This window comes from Prosthecobacter fluviatilis (genome assembly GCF_042655725.1).
GTDB classification, from domain to species: domain Bacteria; phylum Verrucomicrobiota; class Verrucomicrobiia; order Verrucomicrobiales; family Verrucomicrobiaceae; genus Prosthecobacter; species Prosthecobacter fluviatilis.
Window position 1 is genome coordinate 55,237 of record NZ_JBHSMQ010000007.1, and the last position, 20,438, is coordinate 75,674.

Here is a 20,438-nt window from a genome sequence, read left to right on the forward strand (position 1 = left end):
CCAGGCCTGCTCTACTCCAGCAGCCACTTCACCGCCGTGCCCTTCGGCTCCTGGCCTTCGCCCTTCACCCACTGCGGCAGCCCGGCCTGCAGCGCCATCATCCCCGGCAGGTCCTGGTATTTCGCACCACCCGGCAGGAACATTGGGTCACGGTAGTCCAGCAGCTTGCCAAACCGGAAGCCATGGGTGTCCACGGCCGCGCGGTCGATCGCGCTCCCCGCCAGCGCACGTGCCGCCACCGCGATGGGCCCCGTCTGCTCCCCAAACGCCGCCACACACACCGTCTTCGGGCTCGGGTGGCTGCCCACCTTCGTGTTTCGCAGAAAGGTCGTCAGCGTCAGCACATCATGCACACGCTGCGCGTACAGCGCGTTGTTATACCCGTACGTGTATCCCGCAAACTCACGCGGATTCGCCACCAGCCGGTTCTGCTTTGCCAGTTCGCTCCCCTGGAAAAGCAGGTCCGCCCCCAGCACCGCCGCACCGCCGGCCACCAGCTCCTTCACCTCCTTGTTCCCCGAGATGCCGGACTTGCCCGCGTCATCCAGCCAGACCACCACACGCCCGTTCCACGCCTTCGGGTACAGCCACGCCACGCTCACCTCCTCGTTGTACGTCTTGTTCGTCAGCGTCCCCGTCATTTCCAGGTGGTCGCCACGGTCCTGCTTGTCCTTCAGCGTCCACTCCACCTCGCCCGCCTTGTCATACGTCCGGCCTGTCACCACTTCGATCCCCTCGCGCAGCACCTTCGCGTCCGCCTCACGCAGCACCTTCTCCGCATCCGTCGCCAGGTACTTCAGCAGCTTCCGCTCAAACTCCGCATCACCCGCCTTCGGCGCAGGGTGCTTCTCATCCCACACCGTCAGCTGCTCCCGCGTCAGCGGCTCATAGTCCTGCTCGATCACCGGGGCAGGGAAGCCCAGCTTGAAGTGCTTGTTCACAAACGTGTAAAACGCCGAGCGCGTCACCGCATTGTAGTTGTGCGGGAAGTGCTCCCCCCGCAGCAGGAACACATTGTCCTTCGCACCGTAGGTCGTGTACAGCTTCTGCAGGTCAGGAAAACCCTTCGTCGCCATCTCCTTCGTCCAGTCATTCGCCGTGTTCATCCCCTGCGGCTTCGGCGCAAACAGCCCCGCAAACTCCACATTCCCCGTCCCGATCCGCAGCAGCGACGTGTTCTCGCACGTGCAGCCCCCCTGCATCGCCGTGCTCACCATCACACACGGAAAGGAGAGCTTGATCCGGTCATCGATCGCCGCCAGCAGCATCGTCTGCGTGCCCCCGCCGCTCGCCCCCGTGATCGCCGTGCGCTCCGGGTCCACCTCCGGCAAAGACAGCAGGAAATCCAGCCCCCGCACCGCGTTCCACGTCTGCAGCCCCATGATCGACTGCAGGTGCGCCTCCGCCTGCGGGCTGTACAGCCCCCAGTTCTCCGTCGTGTTCATCTCCGGCCGCTGCTTCGCAAACGTGTGCACGATCTCACGCGGGATCTGCACCGAGTCCGAATCGCTCAGCATGTCCCACTGCCACACCACGCAGCCCATCCGCGCCAGCTGCACGCACAGCGACTGAAAAATGCTCTTCCCGCCCCGCTCAAAGCGCTCCCCACCCGTGGCGATCTCCGCGCGCAGCTTGTCCGGCTCCGCCAGCGACAGCCGTGCATCCTTCCAGTGACCGTGCGCAAACATCACCCCCGGCACCTTCCCCTTGATCACCTTCGGCTTCCACAGGCTCCCCGTCACAAAAAATCCCGGCGCACTCTCAAAGTACACCTTCTCCACCGTGAAGCCATCCCCCTCCACCTTCCCATGCACCACCGCATTCAGCGGCGTCTTCGTCGGCATCGGCCACAGCCCCTCCGCCACCAGGATCTGCTTCCGCACCTGCTCCCTTCGTGCCTCCCACTCGCTCAGCGAAGACGGCGGATTAAACGGAAAGTACCCGTTCAGATCCTTCGGCGCCTGCACCCGGCTGTCCTCAGCACGGACAAGGGACGAAGCGAGAACGGCAAGGAGCAGCAGCTTGGATTTCATGGTGGGGAAAAAGACAGAGCCCAAACAAACGCCATGAACCCCCAAAGTTCATCACGAAGCTCGCAAACTCACATTTCCACCGCGCCGCGCCACCTCAGGTGAAGCGGGCAGGGCAGCCTTCGGCCAGTCATGGACCGGGCCACTACGAAAGATGGACCGCTTGTGTTAACGAATCTGCCTTTTGAGGGCGTCGTCTCGATTGCGAAAACTGTCACGGTTATCCGTTTTGCTAAAAGCAAGATTCCTAACGGAAGCATGGTTGATACCATTCGATATTTGCAAAAATGCCTAAGTCACCATACAAATCGGTGGAGATTAAAGTAATTGACCTCGATTCTGCATCCAGAATGAACCACGCGCCAACCAATAGCGCGGGACGCGCCAGCCTATTTGAAATAATGAAATCAAGAAAAATGCCAGGCATTATGCAAAGCTGGCTGCTTATTGATGAATGCCGAACAAAACGCAAAGCTTGCGCTCATGTCAATTTTGGAGCGTTCAATTCTTCTCATCAGAGACAACGCATCCAATGTTGATGCAGTAAGATGTGAAGCAAATCATGTGCATAACATTCCTCAGATGTTGAGAGAGTTTAAAATCGAACTCCTGTGCTATTAATGGAATATAGAACGAATTGAGTACATCAAATTTTCACCAGAAAAATTCGCCGCAACGCATCAAGGTGACTGGAATGTTTTGGCTAAGTTTATGCAATCAATCGGTGGATGAAATTGTGAACCCACGAGAAAAAAATGCCAGTCATTGTGTGCGTCATCTGAGGTCGGAATACAACGCAAAATAAGTGCATGAAAACAATAAGTAATCTTGGGTTTAAGTTAGCTGTTTTGACAATGCTTATCCTAGATCTGTCATATTGTTCTCAAAAAACCTCGGCGGATGAGAAGTACACGCTAGCGTCGGCGTTTGATTCGATAGTTTTTAATCCATTCAATATCAATGAAGACGATTTCTTTCTATCTTGTTTTGCCTTGCAAGAAGTAATGCAAAGAAAACTTCCGGAACTTGAAATTAATAGTGCTAGGTATCTGGCAAAAGAATTAAGGGTGGTGATTGCAACGGGGCGTGTTGGGAAATTTGGGATTTCGCATAGTGAAGACTCGGTTTCACTCAGGAAAATATGGGGGGATTTTGCAAAAGTTTGGGACGTAACTATTTTGATAGACGGCAACACCATAATGGTGATCGACCATTTCGATATTGACAGATTTCCGCACGAAATAGTCATTAAGGGCAATGAAAAATGAACCCACGAGCCATCCACCGCGTTTGCGGTCGGAAAAAATGCCAGGCATTATGCACTCCGGCTCACGCTCAAGGCCTGGGCCACGGAGCAGGCATCGCTGCGCCAGGCGCTGGCTCAGTCAGCCGTCCTGCCGATGTAGTTGGACCGGCACAATCAAGACCGTTGCGACGGGGGCATGGATGACGGATACGTTCAATTCAACGCCTCCGCGTTCGTCGCCACTCTCCGGCGGGTTCGTTCCGGGCGTTCTCACAAGCTGGCTGACCTGGCTCCACCGCAACGTTATTGCTTGGGGCGTGGTTCAATTTCAATTTGGGGTTTGCTCCAATTCGGACCTCGGAACTCAACTTCAAGCATCCTCACGCCACGCTCATCATCGCTCCATTCCAGCAACATCGAATCGTTGCCATCCGAAGTGGCTACAACTAAAATACCGTCTGGATTAAGGTCGAACGGAAAGGAGAATTTAATCTGATTCAAATCAGCGACCTCTAAAAGCCCGCATTCATTTGCGCGGCTCGGCCACAAGTAGATCGACGAAGAATTAAGCCTCCTAAGTTGATCAATTATTTGAGCAAACTCAACTCCCGTTCGCGCTTCGAATGGCAGAGTGACTGAACGACAAGACCCCTTCGATACGGAGCGTAGCTTTTCACGAACAATTTCCATTTGTGTAAATGGCGATAATTCGCTTTCATGCACGATTCTCCCCACCAACGTGGAAAGCTCTTTAAGGTAAAGAGGAAGTGCTGTTAGACGGCGGGTTTCTTTCTGACGATTATTCATAATCAACCTTGGATTTGTCGCTCTGAAGTCGAGGCCGTCCGTATTTATTTATTAGCACCGTTCCGGTTACAGGATCAGTCTTAACGGTTCCCGCCTCCCAATGCTTTTCATCTTTATGACTACGGTCCTTCGTTTGCTGTTGAGAAAAAGAGAAAAAATGCCAGGCATTATGTACGCAAGATAAATTCAAGGCTATCAGACGGTGAAAAAATCAACATTGCTTCGATGAGAACTCTACACTGGCTGTTCACTGCTGCATTCATCTGCTTGGCCTACTTGACGGGCTGCGGGGGTAACAGGCCTACCGCAAACTGGAATGGCGAAGTCGAAGTTGCACCTGGCGAATGGCTCCGCATTGAAGGCCAAGAAGGACGGGCATGGTTTCGTTGCCAGTGGAATGGCAAGACAGTCTATTGGGCGGGGGCTTATCACAGGGGTCAAGCTGGATACTATGACCTACAGCATCCCGTCAGTCTGCGATCTTGGAAGGGCGCTCTCTATTTAATCTATAAACAAATCAATCTCACTGAGGGACTGACTCAGTTCGCTTACTGCAGGATAGATCAAAACGGAACTGCATTCGATGAGATCAAGCGCCAGGACTTCCCACGCCAGATTGCCACACAGAACATTGGAATGCATCAAGAGGGGATAAAGCATGATGAGGATCACAAGGAAGTTGATAATCTGAAAATCCTTCGCGATCTCGATGTCACGAATCGCTACTTCCACAACTCAACAACTGGATGGATATGGTATCATTTGGAGACGGGAAAGACCCGAGAAGAGTTAGATCCGACCATTGAGGAAGCGCTGGCATTCTATGCTGACTTCGTGAGGAAGTATCATCCAATTGCACTGCCCACGCTGATTAAACCTGCAAAGTGAAGTAAAGCCCCTGGCATCCGGGCATAGTGGGTCTTCAAGCCATCCACTGCGTAAGAAAAAATGCCAGGCATTATGTACGTCATGAATGTCATAAAGCATTGGATTCCAAAGCAAAAATGAAGAATTCGCGCCGACCAAAGAGCCGCGTGATCGGGCAATCTCCCAAAGCCAAGCCGACTTTCGTTTCGTCGCAGCAGCTCTTCTTTCTCCAACCCAATCCGCGTCGGTTCCTGCCTTCCCTCACATCGCGGCTGCCTCACACGTGTGGGTTTAGTTTCAAACCTCTGCGCATGCACGCAGCTAGCTAAAACCCCTCGCTCCGGCTCCCTTCAATCACGATCCCCTTCGTCTCCGGCCCCTGCTTCACCGTCACACGCGCCTTCCCGCCCCGCGTCTCCGTAAACTCGTTCCCGCTGATCGTGATCGCCTCCGTCCCACCCTGGATGTCGATCACCGCCCCGCCTTCCGGCGCGTTGTCGATGAAGCGGTTCTTCTCGATCCGGTTGCGATGCCCCGCAAAGTCCGGCCCCCGTTCCGGGCGGAAGAGCAGCCCGTTCACCTTGCTGCCCCGGATCGTGTTCCCCGTCACCAGATTGTCCGTGTCCCGATGGCCGATCGAAACCCCAACGCGGTTCCCCTCGATCCGGTTCCCCTCCGCCAGCCCATACTTCACGCCCCAGCAGAAGAAAATCCCGATGTCATTCCCACGCAGCGTGCTGTTGCGGATGATCGGCCGCTGCGATCCGCTCCCCGGGTGCAAACCCAGCCCGCTGTTGTTTTCGCTCACGCAGTTTTCCACCACCACATCATGGCAGATCTGCCAGCTGATCCCGTCCCCGTGGTTGTTCCGCGCCGTCACCCCGCTCATGTGCACACGGTTGCAGTCCTGCAGAAAAATGCAGCCCGCATAGTTGCCATCCAGCTCCGCATTGTGCTCACGGTTGCCGTCCAGCACCAGATTCTCGATCCTCACATCGTTCACCAATTCACCGCTCAGCAGCGGAAACAGCGTCGCGCACGTCGCCTCGTTCATCTGCCACAGGTTCTCACGCAGCGCCTTGTCCAGCTTGAAGCGGTTGCCGCTCCTCGCCACCAGCGTCCGCTTGATCACCGTCTGCCGTCCCGTCTTCGCATCCTTCGCCCGCAGGCACACCCCGTCCCCCACGCGAAATCCGCTCGCATCGTGCAGCGTGATCTCCTGGTCATACCAGTCACTGTCCAGCTTCAGCGGCGTCATCACAGACGGCTCTTTGATCAGCACCGTCTTCTCGCCCTCGCCCGTCAGGTTCACCCCCGACTGCAAATACACCGCATTCCGCAGCCGGTACGTCCCCGCCTGGATGTGCACCGTCCCGCCGCCCATTCGTGCCACAGAGTCCACCGCCGCCTGGATCGCCCGCTGGTCACTCCCCACGATGTCCGCATCCTTCACCCCCACCGTGATCCTCAGCCCCTCCTCCCACTTCGGCTGCACCGCAGCATCACCGCTCGTCTGGCGCGGCACCGTCACCCCAGGCCGCTCAGCCGAGGGCAGGGGACTCACAAACATCAGGCACAGCAAAAATCGTTTCATCCCCGAACCAACGCCCCTCAGCCCCCTCGGCTTTCCCCATCTCCTCTCAAAACTCGCGCCTCAGCCCTCTGTCCTGGGAGCGCCGACATTCTGTCGGCCTCTGGGCGAACATCCCTGATGCCTCGCTCCACCCACAAAACATGCCAGGCAAGAATGGCGCTCGTTCAAGGCGGGGTGCCGTTCATTTTGCAGGTCTGGCTGGCGGCGTTTTGGCCACGCATGCCATAGAGCGCACTGCAGCCTCCGATATGGAGTGCGGTCGCGGAGTGAGGAACGAACGCAGCTACCGCTTTGGTCGTGCTCGGAGACTCCGCCTGCCAGCACATACCCGAAAGCGGCAGCCGGTGACGCCCCCGCCAGCCCCAGCTCCCACGCCTGCCGTGAACCCCTCGAAAGCGGTAGCTTCACTCCTTCGTCGTTGCGCGACCGCACTCCAAAAGCACGGCTTGCTGAAGTGGCCAGCCTTCCCCATCCCACAAATCCATGCGCTTAACCGAGTGCCATTCATGCCAGTCATTATGTGCGCCATTCATAACATGAAGCATGGTGGTGGAATGCTAAATCGAAGCATGCGCGCCCACCAAAGAGGCGCTTGATCTCGCAGTCCCTGCCTCCGCGTTCATACCCAAGACATCTCATCTCGCCCCACCTCCCTCACCCAAGTCTGCATCAGCGATCCCCCTTAAGCCGCCGCCGCTTCCGTTGAATCGGCAGCGACCACCTTCGTCTTGTCAATCTTCGCCACGTTCGAGTTCGCCACCTTCTTGTCCTCCGTGTAATTAAACAGGCTCAGTTCCAGATGGTGCGCATCACACCTCGGACACTTCTTCAAAGTGTAGGTGATGCGCGCAGCAGCATCCTTGTTGATCGTCTGATCCAGCGTCGCCAGTGCCGCCTCCGTCTCCGCCAGCGGCGCAGCAGCAATCGGCCCGGTGAACTCATTCGCGCGTCCAATCAGGTCTTTGATCGACGCCTGCAGCGCGGCGAGGCGTTCCTTCTTCTTCAGCTTCTTCACCACGCTCCACGGCTCAGGCGCATGCAGGTACCCCGTGCGGTGCTTCTTCAGGTACTGCTGGCAGCCCTTGCAGTACGGCATCCCAAACACCATCAGGGAAGGGAACATAGCCCCCACCGAGTAGCCCCCGATCTCCAGCACCTTGTAAACATAGCCCCACATCCCCAGCGGGCTCCCCGGCTCGCCGGAGTGCTTGTCCTTGAAGGCCATGCCTTCGCTGATCTCCCGGAAGTAGTCGATGAAGCCGTAGCGCTCCGCCGGGATGTGATGCAGCTCAATCACATTCAGATACGTGAGGTAGTGCGCCGCAAAGTAATCCACAATGGCCGTCGTGATCATCCCAAACACAAACGCCTTGCTCAGCTTCACCTGCAGCAGCCGCGACCCCACCGCATACCCCACGCCGCTCGCGATCCCCACCAGAAACGCCCCCGCAGGGATGATCCCGTTCGCATACCAGCCCATGATGTTCTCACCGTTCTCATTCGCCACCTGCACCCCCCACAGCACCAGCGCCGAAGTGGCCAGCCCGCACAGGTAAACGATCAGGCCGGGCTGGCGGAGAGGCTTGCTGGGCGTGCTCATGGAATCCGCCCGAATTATCAGGTGGCGGAAAAAATGACAAGCCTTTTGTCATTCTCTCCACGCCCGCTTTTCGGAATCAAGGCCCGATCCTCCTGTAATACCCGCCGCTCTCACTCAGCACGTTCCCATCAGCCGTCATCGTCTTCGTGTGAAACTCGATCCTCTCCGGCGAAACAATCCGCCGCATGCCGCGGTTCTGCAGGCCGGCAGCCGATGGCGCCGCCTTCATCAGCAGCGAATACGTCTGCGTTTTCGCATCCCACTCCACGTCCACACTTCCGTCCCCCTTGGGTGAGGAGGAGTAGGTCTCAGAATACTTCTGCGTCGCCGGATCATACGTCGTGAGAGACGCCTCCACATAAGGCCTCGCATCCCCCTGCGCCGCACCGCCCGTGCCGGAGCCCGTGCGGATGCCCTCCGGCAGATGCACCTCCCGCCACAGCCCCGTGCCGTCATGGCTCCAGAAGTAGTTCACCGTGATCTTGTCATTCCGGTCCCGGCCCGGTCCCGCCGTCCAGTGCATGCTCCATTCGCCGATGAAGGCCGAAAGCGCCCGCATCGCATCCGTGCTCGGCAGTGCCACAGATCCCTCCGCCGGCGGCTGGTACCCCTCCGCCAGCGCCGCTGGAAACTCATGCATCGTGCCCGGCCTCAGCCGCTTCGCCATCTTCACCGCCTCATCCCAGTCCGCATCACGCGTGTGGTGGATCTTCACCTGCCGCTGATCCACCCGCTCCACCGTCGCTCTGATCGAGTCCGCGTTGAATTCAAGGTGCGTCACCCTCCCACGAAACGGCGGCAGCTCGCGCATTTTGAAAAGATCCGTGTCGATCACAGGCTCCATCAGCGCACGCGGTGCCACCACCTTCTGCTGCCCTGCTGTGACCATCGAAAGCATGCCCGTGGTGCTGCTCATCGCCGTATAGCTGCCATTTCCTCCGGCAGGCTGCGACTCCAGCGCGACCTTCGGCGCCGCCGCCGGCAGTTTCACCGGCGGCACCTTCCTGGCCGTGCGCACATAGCTCCCGCGCTTCGTCGCCATCACTTTGCCGCTCGCATCCCGCGTCACCGTTTTCCAGTCGATCCGCGCCTCCGTCGTAAAGGTCGCCGTGTTGATCCGCGTCTGTCCGCTCTCTGGCGCGGGCAGCACCGAGGTGAAAGTCCGCGTCGCCTCATCCCACGTGCTCGTCAGCGCCGTGGCACCGCCCGCCGCAGGATCCGCGCTCACATACGCCTTCGCGCCCGAATGATAGAGGATGCGCGCAATGTCCACCGTGGGCGATTCCTCCGCGCCCTCACGGGCAAAGTGCAGCTCCCGCCAGATGCCCGTGCCATCCGCCAGCCAGTGGCAGTTCATCTGCACCCTCGCAGTCGCATCCCCCTCCACCGTCCCGCTCCAGGCCCCGATGTACCGCCCCAGCACCGCGATCTCAGCCGATTTCGGCCGCGCCCTCGCCGCGCGTTGATCTTCGGAAAGCAGCACATCCTCCAGCGCCGCAGGAAACTCATACGTCTCCCCGCGCTTCAGCCTCTCGGCCACCTTTGGGGCCACATCGCTCGGGTACGGCCCGCTCGCCAGATACAGCCGCGAATCCGCCCCCATCAGCACCATCGCGCAGCTCTTTTCACCCAGCCCTGCGTCCAGCACCGTCGCACGGAAGGGATGCTCGCGCCCCAGATCCATCAGCCCGCTCGGCACACTGGGCGCGGTGGGCATCAATGAGGCAGTCCTCGGCAGGATGCGCACCAGCCTCACCGTCTCATCCAGCCCCAGGAAATCCATCAGGCACTGCGGAAAGGCGTAGCGCCGGTGCTCCTTGAGCTGCGCCACAAACTGCTGCTCCCTCGTCGGGTTCGAGCTGCGGTACTCATAGCTGCTCTCAGCCCCATCATCCGCCCGCAGCGCCAGCTTGAAGCCTCCCGCGCTGCTGCTCACGCTCGTCACCTCCGCCACAAAAGGCTTCGTGTGCAGCAGCGTGAAGAGGCCGCTCGGACTCTGCGCCCTCAAAGAAGCGGCAAACACACAGCAAAGGAGGAAGACCGTGCGCATGGCTGTTATTTGTTAGTAGAGAATCACAAACCGGTCGCCCTCCGCATACGCCGCGCTGAAGCCCCAGACCGGAACCCCCGGCTTCATGCCGCGCTCGCCTGTCGCCTTGCCGGCAGCATCCAGCACCAGCCAGCCCAGCTGCCCGCCTCTCTGCCATCCCGTCCCCACGCTCCACGTGATCAGCGTCTCACCCCGCGCATTCACCGCCAGGGCAGGGTGCCTCGCCTTGTCCTCAGACACCGCCAGCGCCGCCGAGCTCTCATCCAGCAGCGCCGTGTACACCTTGCCCTCCGCCTCCCACGCCGCCCGCGTTTTCCTCCCCGCCGCCACCACACTCGCGCTGCTCATCGGGCACGCCTGGATCGCCCACGGCCCCACGTTTCGGTGCTCAAAAGTCCCCCCGCCATCCCGTGATGTCATCAGCGTGATGTCCCGCTGCCCCGGGCTGCGCGCCGCACGGTACAGCGTCAGCAGTTCCCCGCCCGGGCTCACAAACGCCTTCAGAGAGCAGCACGCACACACCCCCGGATCATCGGCATTCGCGACCACCGGCTTGGAGAAGCTGCCGCCATTGTCGCCCGATTTCAGAATGAACACCCGCCGGTGCATCTCCCCGGGCTCCGCTCCTGCAGGCGCCCCGTGCCAGACCACAAAGACCTCCCCCTTCGCGCTCGCCGCCACCGATGCCCCGCCATCCAGAGCCTGCGTGTCCGCGCGCAGGTCACGCTGCGTTTCAAAGCTCGCCCCGCCGTTCAGAGACCGGGAGTAATAAAGAGGCGCAGGCACGTTTTTGCCGCCCGGGCCGTTCCACACCACATGCAGGGAGTCGTCCCGGCCCACAGCCATCTGCGCCCCCCGGATCGTTCCCGCAGCCACCGCCGTCCCCGGCGTGCTGTTCAGCGTGGCAGGCGCGCTCCACCCGGCAGCCCCTCTTTTTTTCACCGCATGGCGTACATCGCCACCCCGCGGGTCCCCCTTCAGATACACCAGATGCAGGGTGCCGGCGCTCGTGGCCGCCACCTGCGGCTGCACCCCGCCCTCAGGCACCCGCTCAAACACCACCTCCGCCCCGTGGGTGAAAACCGTCAGGATCAGCAGGGCGGTGAAGCATCGTTTCATGGCTGGAGTCAGGCAAGATGCAGCCAGTAACGTCCCTTGCGCCTCCCAAGCTTCAGCGGAGCCCCATAAATCTCGCTCAGGTTCCGGCTGTTCAGCACCTCCTCCTTCGTCCCCGCCGCATGCACCTGCCCGTCCTTCAGCAGCAGGCAGTGCGTGATGCTCGGCAGGATCTCCTCCACATGGTGCGTCACCATCACCAGGGAAGGGGAGTCCGGCTGCACCGCCAGCGACTCCATCCACCTCAGGTAGTTCTCCCGCGCCACCGGGTCCAGCCCCGCGCACGGCTCGTCCAGGATCAGCACTTGAAATTTCGCCATCAGCGCACGGCAGATCAGCACCTTCTGCTTCTCACCCTGCGAGAGCGGCCCCCACACCGCCTCCTTCAGGTACTCGCACCCCACCTGCTTCAGCAGCCGTGCAGCCTCCCGCCGCACCGCCGCCGGCGGCTCCTCGATCAGGTTCAGCTTCGCCTCCCTCCCGCTTGAGATCACATCGATCACCGGCTCCCCGCTCTCCAGGTACGTCGTCAGCGTGTTCGTCACCAGCCCCACCCTTCGCCTCACCTCCCGCCAGTCATCATCCCCAAACACACTCTCCCCGATCCTCAGGCTCCCGCCCGTCGCACTGTCATAGCCCGTGATCAGGTTGATCAGCGACGTCTTCCCGCACCCGTTCGGCCCCAGGATGCACCAGTGCTCGCCCGCCTCCACCCTCCATGAGATCCCTTTCAGGATCGGGCGGCCGCGGCGGAAAGTGAGATCAGTGACTTCGAGTACAGGCAGGTTCATGCTCCCGCATCATTGAATCACATTCACCCGATGTCGAGCCATGTTGACGTCGTCTTCAATGAACGCCAGGGGCTCGCGTTCAGGCCTTTCGCTCGTTCGCCGGGTCACTCTGCTTCAAAAGAATCCGTTTGGATAGAATTTGTCCTTTTGATTTTTCTCCCGTGACAAAAATATCCATCCTGCTAATCTCAAATCCCTTTCTTGAAAAATGTCAGTTTCTCCAGACGCCCAGCCAAAAAACCACATCGCTTGCGACCACAAGCATGAATTCCAGCTTGTGCGTCGTTGTAGTTTTTTCTTATTTTGCGCTGATCTGCAACGCTCCCTGCAACTCATGAGACCCCTTTTCTGTGCCGCCCTGGCTTTGGCCGCTGTCACGCCTGTATTTTCCCAGGCTCCGCCTGCACCTGCTCCCGCTCCTGCGGCCCCCGCAGCACCCGCTGCCCTCAACATCCAGCAGGAGACCGAAGCCCTCATCAATGCCGCCGGCGCACTCTTCGCCGAGGCCAAGTATCAGGAGGCCCTCTCAAAGCTCGCCATTGCCAAGAAGAACCTCAACAACAAGCCCTTCGAAAGCATCCTCTTCACCGAAGGCGCCTGCTACTACAACCTCAACGACTACCCCAAGGCCATCGAGGCCCTTGAGGCCTACGTGAAGGAGTTCCCCAAAGGCTCCGCCATCATCGATGTCAACATGGCCCTCGGCCGTTCCTACATCGCCAGCAAAAAGGAGGACAAAGGCATCGAAGTCCTCACCAACGTCGTCCGCGAATCCCCCGAAAAGAAGGCCGAGGCCGGCCTCATCATTGCAGACACCCTCAACAAGCAGGACAAAAAGGAGGAGGCCCTCAAAATCCTCACCAACGTCCTCGCAGACGGCATCCGCAGCGCAGAGTCCATCCAGGCCGCCATGCTCGCCGCCAACATCTACGTCGCCAGCGGCCAGCTCGACCAGGCAACCGCGCTCATGGACAAGGTGCGCAATTTCGCCTCCGGCGGCGACAGCATCGCCCAGATGAACAACATCTATCTCAAGCTCGGCGATGAAATGATGGAAAAGAAGGCCTACAAGGAGGCCCTCGGCGCCTATCAGCTCGTTCGCAAAAAGGCCGAAATCTCACGCATCCAGAACGAGCAGATCGCCAAGCTCGAAGCCCAGCTCAAGACCGCCAAAGGCGTCCGCAAAGACGAGATCGAAACCAAGCTCAAGGCCAACAAGGAAATCATGGCCGAAATCGAGAAGCGCACCGACTACGACGCCTCCCTCTACTACCGCCTCGGCCGCTGCTACTATGAAATGGGCGCCCCCAGCGAGAGCGGCGTCGGCGACCCCTCCCGCCTCTGGCAGGCCATCCTCGCCTTCGAAGTCGTCGTCAAGGACTTCAAGCAGTTCGCCCAGCGCGACAAGTGCATGTACGGCCTCATCATGGTCAACTCCTCCCTCAAGCGCATCAAGGAGTCCCGCCAGCTCTGCGAGGAGTTCATCGAAGCCTTCCCGGACAGCGACATGGTCGGCGAAGTCTCCATGATGTTCGGCATGCTCGCTTACCAGAACAAGCAGCTCAAGGAGGCCATCGCAGCCTGGAAAAAAGCCAAAAGCTTCCCCAAGGCTGACAAGGAGCGCCTCAGCTTCCTCATCGGCAGCGTTCAGTTTGAGCTCCAGAGCTTCGACGAATGCCGCACCACCTACGAAACCATCCTCCAGGAGTTTCCCACCACCACTTACAAGGACGACATCCAGTACCGCATCGCCCTCACCTACTTCTACCAAAACGACTCCAAGAGCGTCACCAAGGCGCTCAAGACCTACATCAAGGAAAACGCCGCCGGCCAGTACGTCGTCGACGCACGCTACCGCCTCGCCTTCATCGACTTCCAGGGCGGCGACAAAAAAGCCGCCGAATCCGAGCTCCTCAGCATCGTCAAAGACAAGCCCAACGACCAGAACATCGGCCAGGTCCACGCCCTCCTCGGAGACATCTACAATCAGCGCGCGGACTATGAAAACGCCATGATCCAGTTCGCCTTCGCCGTCGACAAGGCAAAGTCCGACGACGTCCTCAACTACTCCCTCGACCAGCTCACAGACCTCTACGTCGGCGCCAGCAAGTGGAAGGAGCTCTCCGAAATCTGGCAGCGCTACTACAACACCCACAAAAACAACGACGACCTCTCCCTCAAGGCCATCCTCTGGATCAGCCGCGCCAACATCAAGGAAGGCAAGGTCGACGACGCCAAAAAGCTCCTCGCAGAGCACATCAAGACCCGCATCCCCATCGTCGCCAATCAGCAGGTCGAAGGCCTCATCCAGCAGCTCGTCTCCATCTCCGCACCCAAGCGCCGCCGCGCCGCTGCCGCCTCCACGGCCCCAGCCGCCGCCAAGCCCGGCGAAGCCGCACCCGCTCCCGCACCGCCACCCGCGCCGGATCTCACCTTTGAGGACGTCGAAAAGCAGCTCGAAGCCCTCCTCAGCCCGCCTCAGGCCGCCATGAACGGCACCGCCCAGATGCGCATCCTCTTCGCCAAGGCCTGGCTCGCCAAGACCATGAAGCTTCCGGACAAGGCTGAAAAGTACCTCAACATCATCATCGAAGTCGCCAAGCCCGACGACCTCAGCCCCATGCTCCTCAACATCGTCGGCGACAGCGCCCGCAAGAAAGGCGACCTCGACAAAGCCACCGGCTGCTACATCCGCCTCCGCGACTTCTTCAAGGACAGCGAATTCTCCGACGGCGCACCCGTCGGCCTCGCAGAGATCGCCTTTGAAAAAGGCGAGTACGACAAAGCCCTCGAGCTCTTCCGCGACGCCCTCAACAACTACCCCGGCAGCTCCCACGTCCTCGACGCCACCCAGGGCGAGGCCAAAACCCTCGTCAAACTCAAGAAGTACGAAGACGCCAAGAAGATCTTTGAGCAGGTCGCCAACACCAAGGAATGGCGCGGCCACGCCACCGCCAACGCCCTCCGCATGCTCGGGGAGATCGAGTCCCTCAATGGCAAGCACGAGGCCGCCATCGCCTACTTCCAGCGCGTCTTCATCGCACACCAGAAATGGAAGGATGAAATGGCCAAGGCCTACCTCCTCTGCGCCAAATCCTTCAAGGCTCTCGGCAAGTCTGACGAAGCCAAGGCCACCCTCCAGGAGATGATCGGCCGCAAGGACCTCGAGAATCAGCCGGAAAAGAAAGAGGCTGAAAAACTCCTCCCGACCATGTAATTTTCAGATGCGAGCCCATCCCACGACCCCCATGCAATCGTTCGCCCGCTTTTTGCTCCTCTTCGCCGTCTTCGCCGCAGGCTCCGCCTTCGGCCAGGCCATCGTCCTCAAGGACGGCAACCGCGTCTTCTCCTCCGAGTTCTCCATTCAGGACGGCAAGATCGTACGCACCGTCCAGATCGGTGAAAACAAGGCCACCAGCATCATCGACAAGAAAAACATCGACTCCCTCGAGTGGCCCTATCCCGCTGAGCTCACCGAATCCGCCGACCTCCTCGCCAAGGGCAAGACCGACGACGCCATCGCCGTCCTCAAGAAAGGAAAGGACTTCTTCGAAAACTTCGAAGGCATCGAAGGCAACTGGTACGTGGACATCTTCTTCGGCTACATCGAAGCCCTCAATCAGGGCGGCAAGTTCGACGACGTCGTCAAATCTCTCCCCTCCCTCCGCGCACTCAAGCTCTCCGACGCTCAGAAAATGCGCCTCCGTATCATCCAGCTCGACATCGAGCGCCAGACCACCTCCGACTACACCGGCATCATCGTCGAAGCCCAGAGCATCCTCAAGGAAACCGACGACTCCGCCATCGGCGCCTCCCTCTGGGCCATCATGGCAGACGTTTACACCCGCAAAAAGGAATGGGAAAAGGCCCTCCTCGCCTACCTCCGCATCCCCGTCTTCTACGGCACCCAGATGCAGCGCGTCCCCGAGGCCGAGCTCAACGCCGCCAAGACCCTCATCAAGATGAAGCGCTACGAAGACGCCAACGCCTTCCTCGCCCGCATCAGCGAGTCCTACCCCGGCTCCCCCGTCGCAGAAACCGCCACCAAGGAGAAAGCCGCCATTGCCGGAATGAAGAATGTCCCCGAAGAGGAGGCGGAAGCCGCCGCCGCAGACGGCAAGTCGGACGCTGCCAAACCCAAGGAAGGCGAACCCGCCAAAGCCGCCGACTCCAAGCCCAAAGCCTGAACCGTTTCCCAAGTCTGAACCCTTTCCAAAGCCTCAATCACTTCCCCATGCAAACCAACACTGCCACCAACATGACCCGCCACATCCCACACGGCCCTGCCCGCGCGTTCCTCTGCGTCCTGCTGGCCCTGGGAGTCCTCACTTCGTTCAACCTTTACGCTGAAGACGCCGCTCCCCCGGAAGGCGGCGCTGAGGCCGTCCACACCGAGTCCATGATCGACCGCTTCATCGAAGGCGGCTGGGTCATGTACCCCATCACCGCCTGCTCCATCGCCCTCGTCTGGCTCACCGTGGATCTCTGGATGCGCACCGGCATCAAAAAGGCCGCCCCTCCCGCCCAGGTCGCCCAGGTTCAGGACCTCTTCCGTGCCGGTGACTACGTCGGCGCCTACCAGTTCTGCAAAGGCAGCCCCTCTCCCTTCACCAACACCACCCGTGTCGGCCTCAGCTTCCTCGGTGACGGCCATGAAGCCACCGAAGCCGCTCTCTTCACCGAGCTCAACAAGGTCAACGCCGCCATCCAGACCCGCATCAACTACCTCTCCGTTATCGGTGTTTGCACCCCTATGATCGGTCTCACCGGAACAGTGACGGGCATGATGCGCGCCTTCTCCACCCTGAAGACCAGCGGTGCAGGGGACCCCGCCAAGCTCTCCGGCGCTATCGGTGAGGTGCTTATCGCTACCGCCTCCGGTCTCTTCATCGCCGTTCCTGCCTTCATGTTCTTCTACTTCCTCCGCAATCGCCTCCAGGTCTCCATGAGCGATCTCCAGGAAATCGTCATGGGCCTCTTCCGCAAGATGCCCTACCACCACCTCAAGGACGCCCACGTCGGTGAAGAAGAGTTCTACGCCGCCATTCCAAACTGGGTCGCAGGCGACGCTCAGGCTGTTTCTGCCGCCTGATCTCACCCCATCCTTTCTCTTACACAATACTCAACCCTTGACCTTCTAACACTATGGGCGGCGGCGGCGGCGGTGGTGATGGCGAACCGGAGTTCCAGATTGCTCCGATGATTGACGTGCTCTTGGTGCTGCTCATTTTCTTCATGAGCATCACCTCGGCACAGGTGTTGAGTATCGACAAGGAGATCCAGCTCCCCGTCGCCAAAGACGCCAAGAAAAAGGAAAAGGACGTTCAGAACGAGGCCAACATCAACGTCCGCTGGACGAATGGCAAGGCCACCATCCTCTTCGAAAACAGCTCCTATGATGTCGTGGAGCCCCTGGTCGAAAAGCTCCGGGCACGTCACGACGCCAACGCCAAGTACCGTGCCGTCATTCGCGGAGACAAACGTCTCCCCGCCATCGAAATCCAGCGCGTCATGAGCGTCATCGCCCAGGCGGGCATTGATGACATCTCCTTCTCCGCCTTGAACAAAGAGTAATTCCATCCCCTCATGTCTGCCCCCGGCAAAAAAAAGCATCGCGAAATCGAGTCTGAACAGCTTGCTGTCGGCTTCCAGATCGCTCCCATGATCGACGTGGTGTTCGTCATCATGCTCTTCTTCATGGTGATGGTCGGCTCCGTGAAGGTGGAGCGCGAGCTCAAGAGCCAGCTTCCCGGCCTCGCACCGCCCAGTGCCGACGCCCCCCAGGAAATGCCCGATGAAATCATCGTCGGAGTTGAAGAATCAGGCGCCGTCACCCTCAATGAAGAGGAGTTCGACAGCAACCGTCCTGACAAGTCCCTACCCGACTTCATCAGCACCCTCAAGCGTCTCAAGCAGGAGGCGGACAACCGCAACGCCAAGGTCATCGTCACCATCCAGGCTGAAGAGCAGGCCACCTATGAGCGCGTCATCGACGTGCTCAATGCCCTCGCAGTCGCCAAGGTCGCCAACGTGACCTTCACCGTCGGTGGCGACGAAGGGTTCTGATCAGGACTCCATTTTTTTTCACGATCTGCCCCCAAGAAATGGGCGGCAGATCGGTCTTCTATTTTTGAAAAGCACGCTTTCATGAATCCTTCGCAGCCAGGAACACCGCAAAACCCGCCGCAGCCTCCAAATCCAGGAGCCACGCAGCCCTTGCCGCCCCAGGGGTATCCCCAGGGCTATCCTCCTCCGCAGGGTTACCCCCCACAGATGCCCGGCTATCCCCCCGGCTACCCCATGCCCCAGGGCTATCCGCCCCAGATGCCCGGCTATCCCCAGGGCTACCCGCAGGGTTATCCTCAGGGCTACCCACCGCAGATGCCTGGCTATCCCCCCGGCTACCCCATGCCCCAGGGCTACCCGCCCCAGATGCCCGGCTACCCTCCAGGCTACATGCCGCAGATGCCCATGCCGGCCATGCCGCCGCCACCCGTGCCTTCCACCGGTGCCGTCCCCACATCCGCACCGGCTCCTAGGCCCGTCAGCACCGCCGTGCCCGTCGCAGCCATGCCAGTGCCTGCCGCTGTAGCCCCGGCCATGCCCGTCCCCAGTGCCCCCGTGGTCACGGCAGCCGCCCCCGCCACCCCGGCAGACGAAGGCGAAGCCGAAGCCTCACCCGCCTCCGAGCATCACGTCGGCGAGATCTACCACCCGCCCGCGCTCACCCACATCGAAATCGCCAAGCCGCCGAACAAGTTCGTGCAGCTCTGGCGCAAAGCCGGTGCCAGCTCCCTCCTGCTCAGCATCCTCATCCACGCCGGGCTCGGCGTCCTCGCCCTCTTCATCGTCTTCCAGTCCGGCGTCATGGACAAGCAGGTGGACTTCCTCCCCGGCGGCGGCACCGCCCAGGGCGCCGCAGCCAGCGCCGACCTGCAGCACAAAGTGCAGCAGAAGAAGCGCAGCTCCATCAACAAAAACATGCCCATGAAGAAGCTGGTGAGCACCAGCGTCAACGCAGCCATCTCGCTGCCCGAGGCACCGCCAGACTCCCTCGACATGCCAGACGTCAGCGCCATGATGGGCGGCGGCGCCCTCGGCGGAGCCGGAGGCTTCGGCATGGCCGGAGCCGGCGGCGGCTTTGGCAAAGGCATGGGCGGCATGGGAGCCGCAGGCGGTTTCGTCACCCTGCCACCCTCCATGCGCAGCCGCTGCTCCACGCAGGAGCGCCTTGAAAAGCTCCGTCAAAACGGCGGCACCCCCGAGTGCGAGGCCGCCGTGTCCGCCTCCCTCGAATGGCTCAAAGGCAAGCAAAACGCAGACGGCTCCTGGGGCCGCACCAACAAGTGCGCCATGACCGGCCTCGCCCTCCTCTGCTACCTCGGCCGCTGCGAGACCCCCGAATCCCCCTTCTACGGCGACAACGTCATGAAGGGCATCATGTTCCTCATCGAGGCGCAGAAGAAGAACAAAAACAAGCTCTTCAGCCAGGGTGAAAAAGGCAACGCCCCCGTCTATGAGCACGGCATCGCCACCTACGCCCTCGGTGAAATGTACACCCTCGCCCGCCTCGGCAGCAAGAGCCTCCCCGGCATGCGCGAAGCCTTCGAGCAGGGCGTCAAAATCATCATCGACAACCAGCAGGACAGCGGCAGCTGGGTCTATGACGGTGAGACCGGTTTCTATGCAGGCAAAAAAAGCCGCGAAGACCTCTCCGTCGCAGGCTGGCAGTTCCAGGCCCTCAAAGCCGCCAAGAACACCGGCCTCAAGATTGATGGACTCCACAGCTCCATCACCAAGATGACCAAATACCTCGAAGAGAAGCAGACCAAGGACGGCGGTTTTGGAGGAGCCAACCGCGACGCCCACTACAACCAGTGGTCCCTCTCCGGCGTCGGCATCCTCGGCCTCCAGACCATGGCCAAAGGCAAGACCACCCCCATCAAAAAAGGCATCAAGTTCCTCACCGACTTCATCACCGCCGAACCCCTCGACTGGAACAAAAACTGCAACCTCTACTGCTGGTACTACTACACCCAGGCCTTCTTCCAGCAGGGCGGCGAAGACTGGAAGTTCTACAACCAGCAGTTCCTCCCCCAGGTCCTCAGCGCCCAGCAGCCAGACGGCTCCTTCAAGGCCGGCCGCCCCAACTGGCCCGCAGGCGACGCCTCAGACCCCATCTACCGCCAGTGCCTCTGCACCCTCCAGCTTGAAGTTTACTACCGCTACCTCAAAGTCGGCGACCGCGAAGAAGCCTCCTTCTTCGACAAGTAATCAAAAAGCCCGCCCCCGCCACGCTTCGGCAAATCGCCCCTCCGGAAAGTACGACAGGCGCTC

Annotated in this window: 15 protein-coding genes; 8 read left to right on the forward strand and 7 right to left on the reverse strand. The window is 60.1% G+C overall.

Features of this window, described 5'->3' with window-relative positions:
• Positions 1–11 precede the first annotated feature (11 nt).
• On the reverse strand, positions 12–2,033 hold the full coding sequence (locus ACFQDI_RS17910; RefSeq protein WP_377169314.1) for an alpha/beta hydrolase family protein: 2,022 nt from the start codon (positions 2,031–2,033) through the stop codon (positions 12–14).
• Between the two features lie 806 nt (positions 2,034–2,839).
• Between ACFQDI_RS17910 and ACFQDI_RS17915 the strand changes: the two genes are divergently transcribed.
• Positions 2,840–3,298 (forward strand): hypothetical protein, encoded by a 459-nt coding sequence (locus ACFQDI_RS17915; RefSeq protein WP_377169316.1) that lies wholly within the window; start codon positions 2,840–2,842, stop codon positions 3,296–3,298.
• A gap of 281 nt (positions 3,299–3,579) precedes the next feature.
• Here ACFQDI_RS17915 and ACFQDI_RS17920 read toward each other — a convergent pair whose 3' ends face one another.
• Positions 3,580–4,083, reverse strand: coding sequence for a hypothetical protein (locus ACFQDI_RS17920; RefSeq protein ID WP_377169318.1), 504 nt, complete (start codon positions 4,081–4,083; stop codon positions 3,580–3,582).
• Between the two features lie 225 nt (positions 4,084–4,308).
• On the opposite strand from ACFQDI_RS17920, the gene ACFQDI_RS17925 reads away from it, so the two are divergent.
• Positions 4,309–4,971: a hypothetical protein gene (locus ACFQDI_RS17925; RefSeq protein ID WP_377169320.1), complete on the forward strand. Its 663-nt coding sequence runs from the start codon at positions 4,309–4,311 to the stop codon at positions 4,969–4,971.
• A gap of 304 nt (positions 4,972–5,275) precedes the next feature.
• Here ACFQDI_RS17925 and ACFQDI_RS17930 read toward each other — a convergent pair whose 3' ends face one another.
• The 5 genes from ACFQDI_RS17930 to ACFQDI_RS17950 form a co-directional block, all read right to left on the reverse strand.
• Positions 5,276–6,544: a right-handed parallel beta-helix repeat-containing protein gene (locus ACFQDI_RS17930; protein ID WP_377169322.1), complete on the reverse strand. Its 1,269-nt coding sequence runs from the start codon at positions 6,542–6,544 to the stop codon at positions 5,276–5,278.
• A gap of 682 nt (positions 6,545–7,226) precedes the next feature.
• A complete protein-coding gene (locus tag ACFQDI_RS17935) occupies positions 7,227–8,144 on the reverse strand; it encodes a hypothetical protein (RefSeq protein ID WP_377169324.1) in 918 nt (305 codons plus the stop codon).
• A 76-nt stretch (positions 8,145–8,220) separates the two neighbouring features.
• Positions 8,221–10,194: a hypothetical protein gene (locus ACFQDI_RS17940; protein ID WP_377169326.1), complete on the reverse strand. Its 1,974-nt coding sequence runs from the start codon at positions 10,192–10,194 to the stop codon at positions 8,221–8,223.
• Positions 10,195–10,206: 12 nt separating this feature from the next.
• Complete coding sequence (locus ACFQDI_RS17945) at positions 10,207–11,313, reverse strand: sialidase family protein (RefSeq protein WP_377169328.1); 1,107 nt, start codon at positions 11,311–11,313, stop codon at positions 10,207–10,209.
• Positions 11,314–11,321: 8 nt separating this feature from the next.
• Positions 11,322–12,101 carry an ABC transporter ATP-binding protein gene (locus ACFQDI_RS17950; protein ID WP_377169330.1) on the reverse strand — a complete coding sequence of 260 codons (780 nt, stop codon included), beginning with the start codon at positions 12,099–12,101 and terminating at the stop codon, positions 11,322–11,324.
• Positions 12,102–12,435: 334 nt separating this feature from the next.
• Here ACFQDI_RS17950 and ACFQDI_RS17955 point away from each other — a divergent pair, with 334 nt between their 5' ends.
• The 6 genes from ACFQDI_RS17955 to ACFQDI_RS17980 all read left to right on the forward strand — a co-directional run bounded on the left by ACFQDI_RS17955 (position 12,436) and on the right by ACFQDI_RS17980 (position 20,375).
• On the forward strand, positions 12,436–15,318 hold the full coding sequence (locus ACFQDI_RS17955; RefSeq protein ID WP_377169332.1) for a tetratricopeptide repeat protein: 2,883 nt from the start codon (positions 12,436–12,438) through the stop codon (positions 15,316–15,318).
• Positions 15,319–15,349: 31 nt separating this feature from the next.
• Positions 15,350–16,288 carry a tetratricopeptide repeat protein gene (locus ACFQDI_RS17960; RefSeq protein WP_377169334.1) on the forward strand — a complete coding sequence of 313 codons (939 nt, stop codon included), beginning with the start codon at positions 15,350–15,352 and terminating at the stop codon, positions 16,286–16,288.
• Positions 16,289–16,335: 47 nt separating this feature from the next.
• Entirely contained in the window at positions 16,336–17,193 is an 858-nt protein-coding gene (locus ACFQDI_RS17965; protein WP_377169336.1) for a MotA/TolQ/ExbB proton channel family protein, read from the forward strand.
• 53 nt (positions 17,194–17,246) lie between these two features.
• Positions 17,247–17,675 (forward strand): ExbD/TolR family protein, encoded by a 429-nt coding sequence (locus tag ACFQDI_RS17970; protein ID WP_377169339.1) that lies wholly within the window; start codon positions 17,247–17,249, stop codon positions 17,673–17,675.
• A 12-nt stretch (positions 17,676–17,687) separates the two neighbouring features.
• On the forward strand, positions 17,688–18,167 hold the full coding sequence (locus ACFQDI_RS17975; protein ID WP_377169341.1) for an ExbD/TolR family protein: 480 nt from the start codon (positions 17,688–17,690) through the stop codon (positions 18,165–18,167).
• A 207-nt stretch (positions 18,168–18,374) separates the two neighbouring features.
• Positions 18,375–20,375: a prenyltransferase/squalene oxidase repeat-containing protein gene (locus ACFQDI_RS17980; protein WP_377169343.1), complete on the forward strand. Its 2,001-nt coding sequence runs from the start codon at positions 18,375–18,377 to the stop codon at positions 20,373–20,375.
• Positions 20,376–20,438: the final 63 nt, after the last annotated feature.